The following is a 19853-nucleotide window of genomic DNA, read 5'->3' as shown; positions in this document are numbered from 1 at the left end:
GATGACTGCAAAACTATGGTATGATTAACTTATTAGATGTATGAAGAGGTGACAAGCGAATGTATTTTGTAGATAAAGATAAACTAACTCAGAAAATCACTTACTTACAAAAGCTCACTGAAGATTACAATGATAATAAAAGGAACCTATATGCTTTTGAACGAATTGGTCAAATGTTAATTGAATCTTCTGTAGATATTGGCAATATGATTATAGATGGGTTTATTTTAAGAGATCCTGGTAATTATAAAGATGTAATAGATATTTTAGAATTGGAAAATGTTATTTCAAAAGAAACACAATCACATATCAATCGAACTATTGATGTTAGAAAACAGTTTGCACATCACTATATCGATTTAAATATGAATAAAATTGAGCCGTTATTTGATGATGCACTACCATACTATAAGCAATTTATTCAAGAAGTAGGACAATTTTTAGAAAATGAAAATGTACCAATTACCGCATTTGGAAAAGGAGCGAATAACTAGTGAAACATTATCAGGCATACTTAATCGATTTAGATGGGACAATGTATAAAGGCACAGATGAAATTGACGGTGCCGCACAATTTATAGATTATTTAAATAATAATCATATCCCGCATCTATATGTAACTAATAATTCTACAAAGACACCTGTTCAAGTTACTGAGAAGTTACGTGATATGCATATTGATGCTAAACCAGATGAAGTTGTAACTTCAGCATTGGCAACAGCGGATTATATCTCTGAACAGCATCCAAATGCAACTGTATATATGATTGGTGGTCATGGACTCAAAACTGCACTAACTGATGCAGGACTTTCAATAAAGAATGATGAACATGTTGATTATGTAGTTATTGGTTTAGATGAAAAGGTAACATATGAAAAATTATCAATCGCAACATTAGCTGTACGTAATGGAGCTAAATTTATATCTACAAATCCAGATGTATCCATACCTAAAGAGAGAGGTTTTTTACCTGGTAATGGTGCTATTACGAGTGTGGTCAGTGTCTCTACTGGCATTCAGCCAGAGTTTATTGGTAAACCTGAACCAATTATAATGTCTAAGTCTTTAGATATACTTGGATTAGAAAAATCAGAAGTTGCAATGGTTGGTGATTTATATGACACAGACATTATGTCAGGTATTAACGTAGGTATTGATACGATACATGTTCAAACTGGTGTGAGTACGTATGAAGATATTCAATCTAAAGAAATACCGCCTACGTATTCATTTAAAGATTTAAATGTAGCTATTGCAGAATTAGAAAAATAAAATATCATCTATCTGTTTTTGAAATTAATAGAGGTGTGCATATGAATAAAATACTCGTAACACGTCAAATTCCACAACACTACGTAGAGCAACTTAAAAAACTAGGACAACTTGTCATGTGGGAACACGATTTAACGCCTATGTCTAGAGAATCATTTCTTGCTAACGTTGAAGATGCAACAGCATGTGTGATCACATTGAGTGAGCATATTGATGAAGAAGTATTTCTCAGGGCACAACAACTTAAAGTGATTGCTAATATGGCAGTAGGTTTTGACAATATTGATATTTCATTAGCAAAGAAACATGGTGTAGTTGTTACCAATACACCTCACGTACTGACAGAGACAACTGCCGAACTAGGGTTTACATTGATGCTTACTGTAGCACGTAGAATCATTGAAGCGACATCATATATTCAAGAGGGTAAGTGGAAAAGTTGGGGACCCTACTTATTATCAGGAAAAGATGTATACGGTGCAACTGTTGGTATTTTTGGAATGGGTGATATAGGAAAAGCGTTTGCACGTCGCTTACAAGGGTTTGATGCACGGATAATATATCACAATCGCAAACGTGACTTAAATGCTGAAAGAGATTTAAATGCTACATATGTAACGTTTAAATCTTTACTTGAACAAAGTGATTTTATTATTTGCACAGCACCTTTAACCAAGGAAACTGAGAATCAATTTGATGCTCGAGCTTTTAATAAAATGAAAAATGATGCTGTCTTCATTAATATTGGAAGAGGTGCAATTGTAGATGAGGAAGCACTTTTAGAAGCATTAAAAAATCATGAGATACAAGCCTGTGGTTTAGATGTTATGCGTCAAGAACCTATTCAACCTAATCATCCAATACTGAAATTACCTAACGCTGTGGTGTTACCTCACATAGGAAGTGCATCCCAAGTCACTAGAAATCGAATGGTACAACTTTGTATAGATAATATTAAAGCAGTATTAAATAATGATGCACCAATAACCCCTGTAACCTCTTTACACTTTTAAAATTTATTCACGTTAGTCATATTCCATCAATCGAATGTGATAACGTGAATTTTTTTAATTTGATAAAACTAACAATTTTGTTATATCCACTGTAATTGTCTAATCATGGCTTTAGAATTAAAATAATGTTGTTCTTAAAAGTGAGAACCATTTCTAATTGAGTTGTTGACATATGATTTGAATATGTAAAATTTTAAATACAATTCTAAGCAAGACATAAAATTTGAATTGAATTATATTTGAAACATAGATATAATGAATTGTAAAATTAAAATATAAAATGTATATTGTATTGTTTGATGTCTATTAGCAATTATTAAGGTTCATAGTACATGATTTAATATAAGAACATTGAGAAGATTTACGATTAATAATAGTTAGAGTTTGAGAGGTGCTATTTAAAAATGAAAGGAAAAGAGCCTTCTAACAAATATTTTGATAAAATGAAGCCTTACTTAATCACTTTGTTATATTTAGCTATTTTTATAGCGCTATATTTAATTTATGGTAGTGGTGATACACAAAACAACTTCATTTATAATGAATTCTAATGAGGGAGAGTAGTTATGGCAGACTTAATTAATATTCTAAACCACTTCGTTCAGGAACAACCTGAAGCAGTTGCGGTTAGACATACAAATGATGAGCTAACATATAAACAACTTGATGAAGAATCAAGTAAGCTAGCACATCTATTACAAGATAGTAAAAAGCCAATGATTTTATATGGTCACATGTCACCTTACATGATTGTTGGTATGATTGGAGCGATTAAATCCGGTTGTGGATATGTTCCTATTGATACTTCTGTTCCCAAAGAACGTGTGAATATGATTATTGATAAAGTACAACCGGAAATCATTTTTAATACTTCAGATGAGACTTTAGAACAGACAAATGCACAAGTGCTTAAGGTTAGCGATATTCAGGATTCCCAATATCCAATTGTCTTTGATAGTCAAATGAAGCAAAACGATGTAGTATATACAATTTTTACCTCAGGATCTACAGGAGAACCTAAAGGTGTGCAAATTGAATATGCAAGTTTAAATGAATTCGCAGAATGGATGGTATCTTTAAACAAAACTGGTACTGGTAAAGAATGGTTAAATCAAGCGCCATTTTCTTTTGATTTATCAGTAATGGCAATCTATCCTTGTTTAACATCAGGTGGTACTTTAAATCTTGTTGATAAAGATATGATTAAAAAACCTAAACTATTGAACGAAATGTTAGTTCAAACACCAATGAATGTTTGGGTTTCTACACCTTCTTTTATAGAAATGTGTTTATTATTACCTAATTTAAATGAACAACAATATAGTAGTTTAAAGCAATTCTTTTTCTGTGGGGAAATCTTACCACATAAAACAGCTAAAGCCTTAGTTGAAAGATTTCCGAATTCAATGATTTATAACACATATGGACCGACTGAAGCTACTGTTGCAGTCACAAGTATACAAATCACAGAAGAAATTTTAAATCAATATAACCCTTTACCAGTTGGTGTGGCTAGACCTGGTACAAAATTATTTGCTACTGAAGAAGGAGAACTTGTCATTGAGGGGCAAAGCGTCAGTTTAGGTTATTTAAAGAATGAAGAAAAGACAACTGCAGTATTTAATTTTGAAGACGGTGTCAGAACATATCATACTGGGGATAAAGCTAAAATTGAAGATGGATTGTGGTTTATTCAAGGACGTATTGATTTTCAAATTAAATTAAATGGTTATCGTATGGAATTAGAGGAAATTGAAACACAATTACGCCAGTCAAAACATGTAAGAGAGGCTGTTGTTGTGCCGGTTTATAAAAATGGAAAGGTCATACATTTAATAGGAGCAGTAGTACCTACTGAACCTGTAGAAGATAATTTAGCAATGACAACTCATATTAAACACGAACTTAAATCACGCTTACCAGAATATATGATTCCTAGAAAGTTCGAATGGATGGAACAACTACCACTCACATCAAATGGTAAATTAGATCGTAAGAAAATTGCCGAGGTTGTAAACGGATGATACCTTATGGCACATTTACATTTTTCTTAATTGCATTTATCGTTCTTATACCTGTGATAATACTTGGATTCTTAGGTAAGCGAAGTTATATTTACAATGGTATAAGTACAGCAATCATGATTGTCATTATATTCGCATCAGATAAACATAATCTGTTAGGGCAAAAATATCTAAGTGCACAACTTTTTTGTTTTATTATTTATGTCATATGGCAGGTTGCCCTCATTATGTACTACTATCAATCACGACAAAAGAAGAATACTTTTACAAAATTTGTAACAATTATGGTGTTGTCTATTCTCCCTCTAGCAATTGTTAAAATATTACAGAGTTCATGGTTAGGTGGACATCAAATTCACTTCCATGAAAGTAAATTAATTGAATTTGTAGGATTTTTAGGTATCTCATACGTCACTTTCAAAAGTGTTCAATTAATTATGGAGATTCGTGATGGTTCTATTAAAGAAATCAAAGTAGGGAAATTGATACAATTCATTTCATTCTTCCCAACCATTTCATCTGGACCTATTGATAGATATAAACGTTTTGTGAAAGATGATAAGAAAGTACCTAGCGGTGCAGAGTACAGAGAACTTGTTGTCAAAGCAATTCATATGATTATGTTAGGGTTCTTATATAAATATATTATTGCGTATTTGATTCAGACTTACGCTGTTAATCCTTTACAACTTAACCTGCATGGATTTACTCATATGTGGCTATATATGTACGCTTATAGCTTATATTTATTCTTTGATTTTGCTGGATACAGTTTATTCGCGATTGCAGTGAGTTATTTATATGGTATTAAGACACCGCCTAACTTTAAACAACCGTTTAAAGCCAAAAATATTAAAGATTTCTGGAATAGATGGCATATGACTTTATCTTTCTGGTTTAGAGATTGTATCTATATGAGATCTTTATTCTACATGTCACGTAAGAAGTTATTAAAAAGTCAATTTGCAATGTCAAATGTAGCGTTCTTTTTAAACTTTTTCATAATGGGAGTATGGCATGGTCTTGAAGTATATTACATTGTATATGGATTATACCACGCAGCGTTATTCATAGGTTATGGTTATTATGAGCGTTGGCGTAAAAAGCATCCACCACGTTGGCAAAATGGTTTCACTACAGCTATAAGTATTATCATTACCTTCCATTTTGTAACTTTCGGATTCTTAATTTTCTCAGGCAAATTTATTTAATAAAGGAGTAATTAATTATGGAATTTAGAGAACAAGTATTAGATTTATTAGCAGAAGTAGCTGAAAACAACATTGTGAAGGAAAACCCAGATGTAGAAATCTTTGAAGAAGGTATTATTGATTCATTTCAAACTGTAGGTTTACTTTTAGAAATTCAAAATAAATTGGATATTGAAGTGTCAATTATGGACTTTGATAGAGATGAGTGGGCAACTCCTAATAAAATTGTAGAAGCTTTAGAAGAGTTACGATGAAACTGAAACCATTCTTACCCATTATAATCAGTGGCGTCATATTTATTATATTTTTATTTTTACCAGCAAGTTGGTTTACTGGTCTTGTGACAAATAAGACGTTAGCTGATAATAGAATTTCTTTAACTGATCAAGTTTTAAAAGGCACGCTCATTCAAAATAAATTATTCGAGTCAAATAAGTATTACCCGATTTATGGTTCAAGTGAACTGGAAAAGGATGATCCTTTTAATCCAGGTATAGCGCTAAATAAACAAAATGCTAGTAAAGAAACGTTCCTTATTGGTGCGGGAGGTTCGACAGATTTAATTAATGCAGTTGAACTTGCAGCGCAATACGACAATTTAAAAGGAAAGAAATTTACATTTATTATTTCTCCACAGTGGTTTACGAATCATGGATTAACAAATCAAAACTTTGATGCTCGTATGTCACAAAGTCAAATCAATCAGATGTTTAATCAAAAAGATATGCCAGCTAATTTGAAGAAACGGTATGCACAAAGATTGTTACAGTTTCCGCATGCACACAATAAGTCATACCTTAGAGAACAAGCAAAACATCCCAATGATGTCTCTGGAAACTACATTTCTTCATTTAAAGAAAATCAATTAACTAAGATTGAAGCTATTAAATCATTATTCTCATTCACTAAGCCACCTCTAGCAGAAGTAAAACCTGCAACAAGAGAAGATGCTTCATGGGATGAGATGAAACATAAAGCTGCCGATATAGGCAAAGCAAATACTCAATCTAATAAATATGATATAAGAGATCCATATTGGAAATTGATAAAACAAAACAAGCGTAAAATCAAAAGGGATTATGAGTTCAACATTAACTCACCCGAGTTCCAAGATTTAAAATTATTAGTGCAAACGCTACATGCTGCTGGAGCTGATGTACAATATGTTAGTATACCTTCAAATGGAAGATGGTATGATCATATAGGTATCAAAAAAGATAGACGTGAAGCTGTATATAAAAAGATTCACTCAACTGTAGTTGATAATGGTGGGAAAATTTATGATTTGACAAACAAGGACTATGAAAAGTACGTAATTAGTGATGCTGTTCATATTGGATGGAAAGGTTGGGTTTACGTCGACCAGCAAATTGCAAGACATATGGATGGTCATGCGCCTAAAAATCATGAAGTCGATTATTCTAAAAATAAACCACCGCACAAACATCACAACGATCGTCAAGATGATCAACATCAAGGCAACAAATAATATTATTAACCGAAATAAAATTAAGTGAGCTAGGTACAGAATTCGTTATTTCATCCCGTGTAACGAGATTTATAAAGGAAATACCTCGACGTAATGTATTTTTCGTTTACTTCTTTGATAGCCAGTATATAAAATGCTTAGGAACAATGTTTTGTATCCTAAGCATTTTATTGTTTTATTTAGCATCATAGAGTTAATATTAGTGCGCTATGACTTCATTTATTAATTTCTATCAAATTAAAAAACCTAGGACGTCACTATCTATCCTAGGTTAATAAATAATTATATAGGGATGTATTAGAATACTTGTTCTACTTCTATTACACCTGGAACTTCTTCATGAAGTGCACGCTCGATGCCAGCTTTTAAGGTAATTGTAGAACTAGGACATGTTCCGCAAGCGCCATGTAATTGTAGCTTAACAATACCATCTTCAACATCTACAAGCGTACAATCGCCACCATCTCGTAATAAGAATGGACGCAAACGTTCTATAACTTCTGCTACTTGATCAAACATTGTTGGATTCTCAGTAGGCATGTGACATGTCTCCTTTCAGAGCAATTATTTCATAATCATTATTATTACATTATAATAGATAAAGTAGTAAAAATCTATAAAACAAGATAGGGGATTTTAATGACTAAAATTAGTGTTGTCGTATATGGAGCAGAAGTCGTTTGTGCGAGTTGTGTAAATGCACCTACATCTATAGATACTTATCAATGGCTTCAAGCATTACTTTTAAGAAAGTTTCCTCAACATCATTTTGAATTTACATATATTGACATACGAAATGATACTGAAAATTTAACTGATCATGATATGCAATTTATAGAAAGAATTAATGAAGATGAATTGTTTTACCCATTAGTTACGATGAATGATGAATATGTAGCAGATGGTTACATACAATATAAACAAATAACCCGTTTTATTAAATCATATTTTACTATGTAAGATTAAAAGAGGGGGGCAATATTCATACTAACGATGTGCCTCAATTGACAGTGTCTGTGTTATTTTTTAGTGAAAATCTTCATTTTTAGGCTATATCTTTTATTGAGAAGAAGGACATTTCAATGCTGTCATAGTTTGTGATTATTAATTAAGAACCTAGGGAAATGTAAATGCCCTAGGTTCTTTATTTATTAACCATTATGATATTTATAGCGCCACAGAACACCTGATTTTAGAATAGAGGCTAATCGTCCGGTAACTGTTCGATCCATGATATAAGCAAAACCTTGTTTGTCACCTAAAGAGCCTAAAAAGCCCTGTACTTTAATTTCAGGCATTTTATCTGGAAGTGGTTCGTTATTCCATTGCTTCTTCAAAACCTCAGCAATCTGTTCGCCTTGTAGTTCTGCTAGTTGAGCACTGGGGGCATGTGGTAAATTAGCACAGTCACCTACGACATAGACATTTCTATAGGTTGGGACTTGATGGTACTGATTAATAATCACACGTCCAGAGGTACTCATATCAATAGGAAGATTACGCACAATTTCAACAGGTTGTATGCCTGCTGTCCAAACGACTAAATCAATATTTTCTGGTTTACCATTATTATAAATTTTTCCGGGTTCTACTCTGTCGATGACTGAATTAGGCACTACAGTAACATTGTGTTTAGAAAACCAATTAGATATGTATTTACTCAGTTTCTCAGGAAAATTCCTTAAAATTCGAGGCCCTCTATCATATAATAAAATTTCCAAGTCTGATCGACTTTCACGTAGTTCGCTCGCTAATTCAATGCCACTTAAACCTGCCCCAACGATACCTACACGTGCCCCTTTAGGTAACTCGCTAATTCTATGGTATGTTTCACGCGATTTAGATAATGTTTGAATGCTATGTGTATATGCTTCAGCACCAGGGACATTATGATATTTATCCTCACACCCTAGACCAATGATAAGTTCGTCATAATCTATTTTTGAATTTCCAACTGTTATCATTTGTTCGTCTAAATCTATATCACTGATTTCCCCATAAACCGTATTAATTTGACTGCTATCTGGAAATTGGATTCGCACCTCTTTGTCAGATTTAGTTCCTGCTGCAAGTGCATAAAATTCAGGTTTTAAACCGTGGAATGGCATGCGGTCGATTAAAGTTAAGTGATATCCCTCAGGAATTGAATGAGGTAAAATGCGCGACATAATTCGCATATTACCATAGCCCCCGCCTAGTAATACTAAGTTTTTCATTGATTAATACCCCTTTGTTATAATTGTTTTATTGAAACCCTTTTCAAAAATCACTAGAATACTCTAAATGAAGATGATTCCTAGTCCCTGATAGTTATAATACTTGTATGCATGACTATTATATCTATTTTTCAAAATGACTACAAACAAATGTAGAATGCAATTTAATTATTATGAAATTTAAAAAGATAAACAAAATTAAAATCGTCATACCGACTGATAGTCAGGACATTGAATACTTTGTTATAATGTTTAAACTAATAAAGATAAGAAGGTGACTTATGTTTCCGTTAGTGGAGTTCTGTATTTCAAATATGGCCAAAGGTAGTGATGTTGTATTTGAAAAATTAGAAAATGATCCTAACATAGATGTCCTTGAATACGGTTGTCTACAAAATTGTGGTCTATGCGCAAGTAGCTTGTATGCCCTTGTAGATGGTGATATTGTTGAAGGTAACACACCAGACGATTTATTAAAAAACATATATCAACATATCGAAGATAATGATATAACGAATTTGTTATAGAGATTAAAAAATTATGGGAGGTTTTTTATATGCCAACAGTCATTTTAACTGAAGCGGCAGCATTTGAAGTTAGAGACATGTTAAAAAATAACGACATGTCTGATGGTTATTTAAAAATTAAAGTAAATGGTGGAGGATGCACAGGATTAACTTATGGTATGTCAGCCGAAGCAGAACCTGGTGAAAATGATGAAATTCTCGAATACTATGGTTTGAAAGTTCTAGTAGACCGAAATGATGCTCCTGTATTAAATGGAACAACAATTGATTTTAAACAGTCACTTATGGGTGGAGGATTTCAAATAAACAATCCTAATGCTATTGCCTCATGTGGTTGTGGAAGTTCATTTAAAACAGCTAAAGTCGCTGGAAATCCAGAGCAATGTTAATTTCATATTGCCATCCGAAATTAAATTAAACTTTTCACAAACTATCCCTATTGTAGCTTGAAAATATAGGGTAAAAGCTATAGAATTAAAATTAGATTAAAAGTGTCTTTTATGTGAACAACTGAAGAGCAAAACCCAAAAAAGACTTGAAAATTTTAAATGTTGACTAAGACTATAAAGAAAGAGACAATTTGGCTTGTCATATGTTTATAGCCTTTATCTACATTGTTGGTTGGTTAAAATATTATGAAAGCTTAGGTGAATTAGAGATGGCTCAAGATCGTAAGAAAGTGCTCGTATTAGGTGCAGGTTATGCTGGTTTACAAACTGTAACTAAATTACAAAAAGAACTTTCTGCTGATGCAGCGGAAATTACTTTAATTAATAAGAATGAATATCATTATGAATCAACTTGGTTGCATGAAGCTTCTGCCGGTACGATTAATTATGAAGATTTATTGTATCCTGTTGAGAAAACTGTCAACAAAAATAAAGTGAATTTTGTTGTTGCTGAGGTAACAAAAATTGATCGTAATGCTAAACGTGTAGAAACTGATAAGGGTGTTTATGACTTTGATATCTTAGTTGTTGCACTAGGTTTTGTTAGCGAAACATTTGGTATTGATGGTATGAAAGAACATGCTTTCCAAATTGAGAACGTTTTAACTTCTCGTAAGTTGTCTCGTCACATTGAAGATAAGTTCGCAAATTATGCTGCTTCTAAAGAAAAAGATGATAAAGATTTATCTATTTTAGTTGGGGGAGCTGGATTTACAGGAATTGAATTTCTAGGTGAATTAACTGATAGAATTCCTGAATTATGCAGTAAATATGGTGTTGATCAAAGTAAAGTGAAGTTAACATGTGTTGAAGCAGCACCTAAAATGTTACCGATGTTCTCAGACGACTTAGTTAGTTATGCAGTAAAATATTTAGAAGACCGTGGAGTAGAATTCAAAATTGCAACACCTATTGTCGCTTGTAATGAAAAAGGTTTCGTTGTTGAAGTCAATGGAGAAAAACAACAATTAGAAGCCGGAACTTCTGTATGGACTGCTGGAGTGCGTGGAAGTCATTTAATGGAAGAATCATTTGAAGGTGTTAAACGTGGACGTATTATCAATAAACAAGATTTAACAATTGAAGGTCATAATGACATCTTTGTTATAGGAGATTGTTCAGCGTTTATTCCAGCTGGTGAAGAGCGTCCATTACCAACAACAGCTCAAATTGCTATGCAACAAGGTGAGCATACTGCTAGCAACATTAAACGTTTATTAAATGGTGAATCAACACAAGATTTCCAATATGTTAACCGTGGAACTGTATGTTCATTAGGTGCTAATGATGGTGTTGGAATTGTATATGGTAGAGATATCGCTGGTAAAAAAGCAGCATTCTTGAAGAAAGTTATTGATACTCGTGCGATTTACAAACTTGGTGGCATAGGATTAGCCTTTAAAAAAGGAAAATTTTAATCAAGTAATAGATATAAAAAAACAATAAAAAGGTACGAGACATAATTTGTTGTCTCCCTTAGCAAAGATGACTAGAGTTAAAATATGTAAACAACTCAAATTAATTTTGTCATCGATTGTTTATATTTTAATAATGAGTGTGGGACATAAAGTCCCAGGATAAGTAAAAAAAGACAATTTCTATTGAAATAATATAGAAATTGTCTTTTTTATTATTTTTTTGATTATTTTCAGCTCGTTGAGCTGTTACTTTTCTTATATTAAGTGCCATTAGCACAAATCCTAATTCTCTTTTGGCTTTATCTATCCCTCGAACGGACATTCTAGTGAAACCCAAAATAGCCTTCATAAATCCAAAAACAGGCTCCACATCAATTTTTCTTTGACTGTAGATGGTTTTTGTTTTTGGTTCTGAAAGCTTTTTATTAATTTGGGCTTTAAAATATTCCCAATTATAATTTTTCATTATTTTTTTATTTGTTTTTGAATTGAAGTTCATACATTGTTGTTTCAGAGGGCATTCTGAACAATCATCACATTCATATAATTTAAAGTCTCGTTTAAAACCATATTTATCATGACGATAGGCATATCTTTTAAATCCTAGTCTTTTATTATTCGGACAAATGAATTCATCGTTAATTTCGTCATAATCCCAATTTTGAGTATTAAAGATGTCACTTTTATATTTTTTAGTTTTATCTTTTATAAACATTCCATAAGTTATGAGTGGCGTTCGATTAAAATTATCTATAATTGCCATATAATTGGCTTCGCTACCATAACCTGCGTCAGCTACAATATATTCAGGTAAATGACCGTAGGTCTCTTGTATTGTATTTAAAAAAGGTATCATTGTTCTTGTATCAGTCGGATTTTGATACACATCATAAAATAAAACAAATTGAGAATTTGTCGCTATTTGTAAATTATACCCCGGTTTAAGTTGTCCATTTTTCATATGATCTTCTTTCATTCTCATAAATGTGGCATCGTGATCTGTTTTAGAATAACTATTTCTATCCTTTAAAATAGATTTTTGGACTTCGTATTTATGCTTTCGCTGAGAGTAATCATTAATTTGCTTTTTGTATTTTTTAATTTTAGTTCTTTTGAGCCGTATTTGTTTTCTTATTTTAGTACATTTTTCATTATCGATATGTTGGTTTAAATCTTCGATTTCTTTATCTAAATGACTACCAATCAAATCTATTTCTTCTTTTGTTAAGTCATTATCATGATCTTTTTTAATCTCAGGTATGATTTTATTTATCACCAATTCATGATAGAGTGCTTTAGAGTTTTCATTCATTCTTGACTCATGGTTTTGAATACTCTTTTTCCATACAAATGTATATCGATTGGCATTTGCCTCAACTTTCGTACCATCAATAAAAATGGCCTGATCATCAATAAGATTTTGTTTCAAACACTGACTATGAAATTGAATAAATAATGATTCTAATAAAGCGTCTACTTTGGGATTTACTCTAAATCGATTAATCGTTTTATAAGAAGGCTTTTGATTTTGTGATAGCCACATCATTCGGATACTATCATTGAGTAATTTTTCTATCTTACGTCCTGAAAACACAGATTGGGTGTAGGCATATAAAACTACTTTTAACATCATTTTTGGATGGTATGATGTTGCACCTCGATGATGTCTGAATTCATCGAATTCAGTCTCGGGAATTGTTTCTACAATATCATTTACATGTCGTGAAATATCATTTGTGGGGATAAGAACTGAAGTTTCCATTGGTAGAGTAAGTTGAGTCATGTTATAATCTTTATACATAAGGCACCTCGTTAATTTAGTTTAGTGATGTTTATTAAATTATACGAAAGGGCCTTATTTTTTTAAAGTATTTTAATGTAAAATTACATATGAATACAAAGTATTTTGGCGAGACTCTTGAGGGAACAGGACAAGCTGAAGACTACAGGCTGAAGCTGTCCCCTAAGAAAGCGAGCCAACAATACGAAGTATTGTAAATAAAGAAGCCAGTAAATGAATTTATGAAAACTCATTTACTGTCTATTTTGATAGGAATTATGTCCCAGGCTCTATTTTTTATCAGAAAAATATGATGAAGAAGAATTTCACACTTAATTAAACAAAAGTGGTTTTTATTTAGAGTTAGAGTAAAAAGTGGTTTTGTTTAATATTGGGGTGTTCATAACTTATAATTATTGTTATACAGAATGAGGAACGGAGGATCTATATGCAATTTTTTATTAATCAAGATACGCCAACATCAATTGAAACGATTGTGGTGGGTGTGCCAGATCACCTCAACCAATTAGGTGAGATAAAATATCATAAGACGTTAATTAAAGAACGATTAGAAACATTAAAACAATATCATGTCATCAATAGCTCAATCGGCAAAATATCATCAACGCTTATCTACATTGATGAAAAGCCTAAAAGATTATTAACTGTAGGACTAGGAAACTTAAAAATCTTATCATATCAACGTTTATTAAAAGTTTGGGGTCAGTTGTTTCAATATTTAAAAGACGTTCATGTCACGGATTGTGAATTATTGTTAGATACTTTCAAATCTAAACATGGTAACATTGTTGAAATTTGTCAAACTTTAGGTTTACAAAGTGCACAATCTATCTTTGAATTTGACCATTATAAATCGGATAAAAAGCCTCCATATCAAGGTAGAGTCTATATACAAACGACAGAGCATAATATAGAAACGAAGATTAACGAAGGCCAACAATTGGGTGAATCTATAAATTATGCTCGTGAACTAAGTCAAATGCCTCCGAATATTTTAACACCCCAATATTTTGCCGAAGAAATAAAAAAACATTTCGAAGGGAGTTCCGTTAGTGTAGATATCAAAGATCACCGACAAATTATAGATGAAGGATTTGGATTAATACATGCAGTAGGTAAAGGTTCTAATCATGGTCCGAGATTAATTACGGTATCATACTATGGTGCAGAAGCTGATGAACCACCTATTTCATTAGTGGGTAAGGGTATTACATATGATTCCGGTGGATATAGTATTAAGTCTAAGATAGGTATGCAAACTATGAAATATGATATGTGCGGTGCGGCCAATGTTATTGGTATGATTGATGTGATCTCTAAGCAAAACCTACCTGTAAATATTGTAGGAATAATCGCTTCAGCTGAAAATATGATTGGTGAATCTTCCATGAAACCAGATGATGTATTTACTGCGCTTAATGGGGAAACAGTAGAAATGTTGAATAGTGATGCTGAAGGTAGAATGGTTTTAGGTGACGCAGTATTCTATGCAACACAATTTAAACCACAACTAATTCTTGATTTTGCTACATTAACGGGTGCAGCGATTGTAGCTTTAGGTGATGACAAGGCGGCTGCTTTCCAATCTCATGCTGAAAATGAACTTAAAAACTTATTAACAGTTGCACGTCATGTAGACGAAAAAGTATTCGAATTACCTATTACAGAGACTGAAAGACATTTAATTAAACAATCAGATGTAGCAGATTTAGTCAATCATACGAACGGTCAAGGAAAAGCATTGTTTGCAGCAGCATTTATTTCGCATTTTAGTGGTGACATCCCACACATTCACTTTGATATCGCGGGCCCTGCAACAACTAAAAGTGCTACATATAAAGGGCCAAAGGGTCCGACAGGTTACATGATACCTACAGTTGTAGAGTGGTTACAACAAAAATATAAATAAAGTTATACAGACTCAACTTATTACATTTTTAAGTGTTATATTTCAGTTATTGAAAATAAGCAACTAAATATAACTAAATGTATATAATAGTTGAGTCTTTTTTAACATTGACATTAAATATATGTCTTGCTAGTATGTATTTTATAAATACTTTAGTTCGATAGAGTGATAAAGGGTGGGGCAGAATGATAAATGCTGTTGTAATCGCAGTCATATTAATGATTATACTATGTTTATGTCGATTAAATGTGGTCATTAGCTTATTTATTAGTGCACTTGTCGGTGGATTAATATCAGGTATGAATTTAGAAAAAGTAATTAATGTTTTTGGAAAAAATATAGTAGATGGCGCAGAAGTCGCATTAAGTTATGCGTTACTTGGTGGTTTTGCTGCCTTGATTTCCTATAGTGGTATAACTGATTATCTAGTCGGTAAAATTATTGCAAGTATTCATGCTGAGAATAGTAGACTTTCCCGAGTTAAGGTTAAAATAATTATTATCATTGCATTGTTAGCAATGAGTATCATGAGTCAAAACTTAATTCCTGTACATATTGCCTTTATTCCAATTGTAATACCTCCACTTGTGAGTTTGTTTAACGATTTAAGAATTGATCGCAGACTTATTGCATTAGTAATAGGATTTGGTTTGTGTTTTCCATACGTGCTATTACCTTATGGTTTCGGTCAAATTTTCCATCAAATCATTCAAAGTGGTTTTCAAAAAGCAAACCATCCAATTGAGATGAATATGATATGGAAATCAATGTTAATACCTTCAATGGGATATGTTGTGGGTCTCATACTTGGATTTATTGTTTATAGAAAGCCACGCGTTTATGAACAACGTAATGTAAATGATCGAGAAAAAATTACTGAACTCAAACCTTATGTGCTAATTGTTACTGTCATTGCCATACTAGCTACGTTTTTAGTACAGACATTTACAGATTCTATGATTTTTGGTGCGTTAGCTGGGGTACTTATTTTCTTTGTTTCAAGAGCATATCGTTGGTATGAACTCGATGAACAGTTTGTAGATGGAGTCAAATTAATGGCTTATATTGGTGTAGTGATACTAACAGCTAACGGGTTTGCTGGCGTGATGAATGCAACAGGTGATATAGATAGCTTGGTCAAGAGTTTAACAGGATTAACTGGAGATCATAAATTGATTAGTATTATCGTCATGTACCTCATTGGACTTATTGTAACATTAGGTATTGGTTCCTCTTTTGCGACTATACCTATTATCGCTTCATTATTTATTCCTTTTGGAGCATCAATTGGTTTAGACACAATGGCTCTCATTGCTTTAATTGGTACAGCAAGTGCTTTAGGTGATTCAGGTTCTCCAGCAAGTGATTCTACTCTTGGACCGACAGCCGGTTTGAATATTGATGGACAACATGATCATATTCGTGATACATGCATCCCGAATTTCTTGTTTTATAATGTTCCCCTTATGATTTTTGGTACGATAGCAGCTATGGTACTATAACTACTGAAATGAGGTGTGAACTATGACCAATCTTTTAGAAACATTTGAAATGAAGATTGAACAAAAAGAAGATGGTAAAGTAGTAGTGTCTATGCCTGTGACAGATAAAGTAAAGCAACCCTTTGGCTATTTACATGGTGGTGCAAGTTTAGCTTTAGGTGAAACAGCATGTTCGATAGGTGCTGCTCATTTGATTGATACGCAGCAATTCATTCCACTAGGTTTAGAAATGAATGCAAATCATATTCGCTCAACTCGACAAGGACATGTGAGAGCATTTGCTTCTTTAATACATCAAGGAAAAACAACACAAGTTTGGAATATTGATATCAAAGATGACCATGACCAATTAATCAGTGTCATGCGTGGGACGATTGCTATTAAACCTATTCAATAATGTAACAGAACACCCCGATAAGATTGTGTAGAATTCACAATCTTATCGGGGTGTTTGTTTAAGAGATTTTCTTATTTAAACGTTTATATGCTTTACTTATGCGTTCAGCGCTTTCTTTACCGCCCATTATATTTCTTGCAAAAGGACCTAGTTCTAAATCTGCGAGTCCACCAGCTACGAATAATTGATTTAACCATTTTAGTTCGTTTGACAAAGAGGGATAACCTGATTGATTAAGTGGTGCTTGTTCGTTTTGAATAAGATTTTTTATGAGTGGTTGTGTTAACAATTGATTATAAAATCCAGTAGCTAACAAAATATGCTTATATTCAAAATATTTTCCAGCGGAGATAATATAGGATTCAGTTACATCATCAATTTGACTCGTATGTATGACGAGTCGACCACTTTGCACATATTTCTTTAACCTTAAAAATAATTCCATAGGCATTGAACCACTATGACGTTCGTCTTCAATTAACTTCATTCTTGCATCTGATGAGGATATAGATGCAAGATAGTTCAATTTCTTAGGTCCTAACCAACCAGGGTCAGCATCAAAATCATGTATCTCAATATCTTTATTCATCCATAAATGAACAAGTTGGTGATTGTGTTCATTTAATAATTTTAAAGTGAGGTGGGCAGCAGATATACCTGAACCAACAACATGTTGAGTATCTTTATCTAAAGAGGCATGATAATTATCAGCGAATATGTGTTTTACATTCGCTTTATTTCTGAAAATTTCAGGTATGAATGGCGTTTGCGTATAGCCATTTGCTATCACAACACAATCGGTAATCATTTTATCGCCAGTTGATAGTTTTATACACCATTTACCTCTTGATTTATTAATAGCTTCGACTTTACCTTGTATATGACAATCATTAAGTTTAAATTGATGTATCAAATCATGAACATGATGCATAAACATATCTCTTTGAGGACGTTTATACGGGCCGTAATAAGCTGAAGTATACTGATGATATCTAGCATATTGTTTGAGATGAAAAGGTTTAGGATGAATATGATGAACGAAAGGCGATCTTAAGTATGGCATACTAATACGTTGTGTATAAATATTAAATCGCTCACATAATGAGGAGTAAGGATCTATGATAGTAAGCGCCTCATTTTTTAGTCCTTCATTTTTTAATTTAAGTGCAATGGTGGTTCCTTGTAAGCCACCACCAATAATTGTCCAGTGCATTGAATCGCCCCTCTGCTTTTAAAACGTAATTATTACGATTTAAATAATACCACAATTCGCAAAGAGTTACAAAGTGTCATTTTTATTTAAAGAGGAGCAAAACAATTTTAATGCTAAATTTGATGTAACGGGAAGGAAAATTAAGAAATTTAAGGCATATTAAGGTTTCAACTCAGTAGTAGGTTACAATAAAATAAAATACCTGGAACATTAGTTCATGTCCCAGGTATTAATCATATTATCGATTTTAAAAAATTAGTAAATTATTGAATTTAATTTTGGTATAAAACTCTTAAAGTATGAATTATAGCTTTGTATGCTTCATATCCTCTTTAATTTCATCAATTTTAGTATCTTTGGTATATGGTGTTTTAATGTTGTAGGCAGCTTTCATGATTAAATGACTTGAAAGAGGGCCAGTAATAAATACGAAAATAATTCCGATAATTAATTGCATATTTACATATCCTTCAGTGCCAATAAAGTATAAAAATGCTCCAAATAGTAAAAACATCGCACCCAACGTGGCTGCTTTACCAGCTGCATGTGCTCTTGAGTAAACATCCCTTAATCGAATGAGACCCGTTGCAGCAAAGGCACTAATCAAAGCTCCAAGAACAACAAATATGATAGAGACACTAGTGACGATCGTTGCTATCATGCTTGATCACCTTACCTTCATCCATAAATTTAGAAAAGACTGCAGTTCCTAGAAAAGCAAGAATACCGACCATTAAAATAACGACGAGCATATATTTAATATTCAGTAAAATACTAAATAGCGCTATCACGGCCATTAACTGTAAACCAATTGCATCAAGTGCGACGACACGGTCTGCTAGAGAGGGTCCTAAAATAACACGTATTAACATTGCTAACATTGATAAGACAACAATAATTAAGGCTGTAATAATAAATATTTTAAAAGGCATTATTTCTCGCCTACCTTTCTAACGACCTTCTCTAATGAAGATTTGATATTTTGAATCTCTTCTTCCTTTGTACTGAAATCAATTGAGTGGATATAAATCTTTTTACGGTCATCACTAATACCTAAAACGACTGTGCCAGGTGTTAACGTAATCAAGTTGGAAAGTAAAACAAGTTGCCAGTCACGTTCTAATTCCGTCTCGTACACAAAGAATCCGGGTTTATTCTCAATTCGTGGTTTGAGAATAATTTTTAGTACACCAAAGTTTGCTTTTATTAACTCAGTTAAAAATGTAATGATAAGCATTATAATTCTATATATTCTCACTAAATAAAACTGACCAGGCAAGACACGGTGCAGGAGATAAACTAGAAACAAACCTAGTATAAAACCTAATACAAAGTTATTTAAGGTATAGCTATTTGTTACAAGTAACCATATGACAGAAACAAGTAAATTAATTACAAACTGTATAGCCAA

At 32.6% G+C, this 19853-nt stretch carries 22 protein-coding genes; 15 read left to right on the top strand and 7 right to left on the bottom strand.

Going from position 1 to position 19853, the window contains the following annotated elements:
• Positions 1-59: 59 nt before the first annotated feature.
• The 8 genes from FNL83_RS09330 to dltD all read left to right on the top strand — a co-directional run bounded on the left by FNL83_RS09330 (position 60) and on the right by dltD (position 7010).
• Entirely contained in the window at positions 60-494 is a 435-nt protein-coding gene (locus tag FNL83_RS09330) for a DUF86 domain-containing protein (protein ID WP_001831932.1), read from the top strand.
• Entirely contained in the window at positions 494-1273 is a 780-nt protein-coding gene (locus FNL83_RS09325; RefSeq protein WP_002456943.1) for a TIGR01457 family HAD-type hydrolase, read from the top strand. The genes FNL83_RS09330 and FNL83_RS09325 overlap by 1 nt, the downstream gene beginning before the upstream one ends.
• Before the next feature lie 41 nt (positions 1274-1314).
• The gene (locus FNL83_RS09320) at positions 1315-2286 is read left to right on the top strand and encodes a 2-hydroxyacid dehydrogenase (RefSeq protein WP_001831897.1); all 972 of its coding nucleotides are present in this window, start codon (positions 1315-1317) and stop codon (positions 2284-2286) included.
• Between the two features lie 404 nt (positions 2287-2690).
• Positions 2691-2837, top strand: coding sequence for a teichoic acid D-Ala incorporation-associated protein DltX (locus FNL83_RS09315; protein ID WP_001831913.1), 147 nt, complete (start codon positions 2691-2693; stop codon positions 2835-2837).
• Between the two features lie 15 nt (positions 2838-2852).
• Positions 2853-4310: a D-alanine--poly(phosphoribitol) ligase subunit DltA gene (dltA, locus tag FNL83_RS09310; RefSeq protein ID WP_001831977.1), complete on the top strand. Its 1458-nt coding sequence runs from the start codon at positions 2853-2855 to the stop codon at positions 4308-4310.
• Positions 4307-5521, top strand: a complete 1215-nt coding sequence (gene dltB, locus FNL83_RS09305) for a D-alanyl-lipoteichoic acid biosynthesis protein DltB (RefSeq protein WP_002439035.1) — start codon at positions 4307-4309, stop codon at positions 5519-5521. The genes dltA and dltB overlap by 4 nt, the downstream gene beginning before the upstream one ends.
• Positions 5522-5538: 17 nt before the next feature.
• The gene (gene dltC / locus FNL83_RS09300; protein WP_001831996.1) at positions 5539-5775 is read left to right on the top strand and encodes a D-alanine--poly(phosphoribitol) ligase subunit 2; all 237 of its coding nucleotides are present in this window, start codon (positions 5539-5541) and stop codon (positions 5773-5775) included.
• Positions 5772-7010, top strand: coding sequence for a D-alanyl-lipoteichoic acid biosynthesis protein DltD (dltD, locus tag FNL83_RS09295; RefSeq protein WP_001831904.1), 1239 nt, complete (start codon positions 5772-5774; stop codon positions 7008-7010). Before dltC ends, dltD begins: the two co-directional genes overlap by 4 nt.
• Positions 7011-7307: 297 nt before the next feature.
• Here dltD and FNL83_RS09290 read toward each other — a convergent pair whose 3' ends face one another.
• A complete protein-coding gene (locus tag FNL83_RS09290) occupies positions 7308-7550 on the bottom strand; it encodes a NifU family protein (RefSeq protein WP_001831958.1) in 243 nt (80 codons plus the stop codon).
• A 99-nt stretch (positions 7551-7649) separates the two neighbouring features.
• Here FNL83_RS09290 and FNL83_RS09285 point away from each other — a divergent pair, with 99 nt between their 5' ends.
• Positions 7650-7970: a YuzD family protein gene (locus FNL83_RS09285; protein ID WP_001831951.1), complete on the top strand. Its 321-nt coding sequence runs from the start codon at positions 7650-7652 to the stop codon at positions 7968-7970.
• Positions 7971-8161: 191 nt separating this feature from the next.
• On the opposite strand, the gene FNL83_RS09280 is transcribed toward FNL83_RS09285, so the two are convergent.
• A complete protein-coding gene (locus tag FNL83_RS09280) occupies positions 8162-9226 on the bottom strand; it encodes an NAD(P)/FAD-dependent oxidoreductase (protein WP_001832001.1) in 1065 nt (354 codons plus the stop codon).
• 281 nt (positions 9227-9507) lie between these two features.
• Here FNL83_RS09280 and FNL83_RS09275 point away from each other — a divergent pair, with 281 nt between their 5' ends.
• The 3 genes from FNL83_RS09275 to FNL83_RS09265 all read left to right on the top strand — a co-directional run bounded on the left by FNL83_RS09275 (position 9508) and on the right by FNL83_RS09265 (position 11620).
• On the top strand, positions 9508-9753 hold the full coding sequence (locus FNL83_RS09275; RefSeq protein ID WP_001831896.1) for a YuzB family protein: 246 nt from the start codon (positions 9508-9510) through the stop codon (positions 9751-9753).
• 29 nt (positions 9754-9782) lie between these two features.
• Positions 9783-10142, top strand: a complete 360-nt coding sequence (locus FNL83_RS09270) for a HesB/IscA family protein (RefSeq protein ID WP_001832002.1) — start codon at positions 9783-9785, stop codon at positions 10140-10142.
• 269 nt (positions 10143-10411) lie between these two features.
• Entirely contained in the window at positions 10412-11620 is a 1209-nt protein-coding gene (locus FNL83_RS09265) for an NAD(P)/FAD-dependent oxidoreductase (protein WP_001831966.1), read from the top strand.
• Between the two features lie 127 nt (positions 11621-11747).
• Here the strand turns inward: FNL83_RS09265 and FNL83_RS09260 are convergent, their stop codons facing one another.
• On the bottom strand, positions 11748-13421 hold the full coding sequence (locus FNL83_RS09260) for an IS1182-like element ISSep1 family transposase (protein ID WP_142191180.1): 1674 nt from the start codon (positions 13419-13421) through the stop codon (positions 11748-11750).
• A gap of 427 nt (positions 13422-13848) precedes the next feature.
• Between FNL83_RS09260 and FNL83_RS09255 the strand changes: the two genes are divergently transcribed.
• From FNL83_RS09255 to FNL83_RS09245, 3 genes are all read left to right on the top strand, one after another.
• A complete protein-coding gene (locus tag FNL83_RS09255; RefSeq protein ID WP_002439046.1) occupies positions 13849-15330 on the top strand; it encodes a M17 family metallopeptidase in 1482 nt (493 codons plus the stop codon).
• Positions 15331-15515: 185 nt separating this feature from the next.
• A complete protein-coding gene (locus FNL83_RS09250) occupies positions 15516-16832 on the top strand; it encodes a Na+/H+ antiporter family protein (protein WP_001831915.1) in 1317 nt (438 codons plus the stop codon).
• Positions 16833-16854: 22 nt separating this feature from the next.
• On the top strand, positions 16855-17229 hold the full coding sequence (locus tag FNL83_RS09245; RefSeq protein ID WP_001831899.1) for a hotdog fold thioesterase: 375 nt from the start codon (positions 16855-16857) through the stop codon (positions 17227-17229).
• A 58-nt stretch (positions 17230-17287) separates the two neighbouring features.
• Here FNL83_RS09245 and FNL83_RS09240 read toward each other — a convergent pair whose 3' ends face one another.
• From FNL83_RS09240 to FNL83_RS09225, 4 genes are all read right to left on the bottom strand, one after another.
• Positions 17288-18442 (bottom strand): NAD(P)-binding domain-containing protein, encoded by a 1155-nt coding sequence (locus FNL83_RS09240; RefSeq protein WP_002489867.1) that lies wholly within the window; start codon positions 18440-18442, stop codon positions 17288-17290.
• A 304-nt stretch (positions 18443-18746) separates the two neighbouring features.
• Positions 18747-19103 (bottom strand): Na+/H+ antiporter Mnh1 subunit G, encoded by a 357-nt coding sequence (gene mnhG1, locus FNL83_RS09235; protein ID WP_001831900.1) that lies wholly within the window; start codon positions 19101-19103, stop codon positions 18747-18749.
• Positions 19081-19374 (bottom strand): Na+/H+ antiporter Mnh1 subunit F, encoded by a 294-nt coding sequence (gene mnhF1, locus FNL83_RS09230; RefSeq protein WP_001831940.1) that lies wholly within the window; start codon positions 19372-19374, stop codon positions 19081-19083. Before mnhF1 ends, mnhG1 begins: the two co-directional genes overlap by 23 nt.
• On the bottom strand, positions 19374-19853 hold the full coding sequence (locus FNL83_RS09225; RefSeq protein WP_001831972.1) for a Na+/H+ antiporter subunit E: 480 nt from the start codon (positions 19851-19853) through the stop codon (positions 19374-19376). Before FNL83_RS09225 ends, mnhF1 begins: the two co-directional genes overlap by 1 nt.

The organism is Staphylococcus epidermidis (assembly GCF_006742205.1).
Classification (GTDB): domain Bacteria; phylum Bacillota; class Bacilli; order Staphylococcales; family Staphylococcaceae; genus Staphylococcus; species Staphylococcus epidermidis.
The sequence above is the reverse complement of the archived record's forward strand: the minus strand, read 5'-3'. Positions and strand labels throughout refer to the sequence as shown.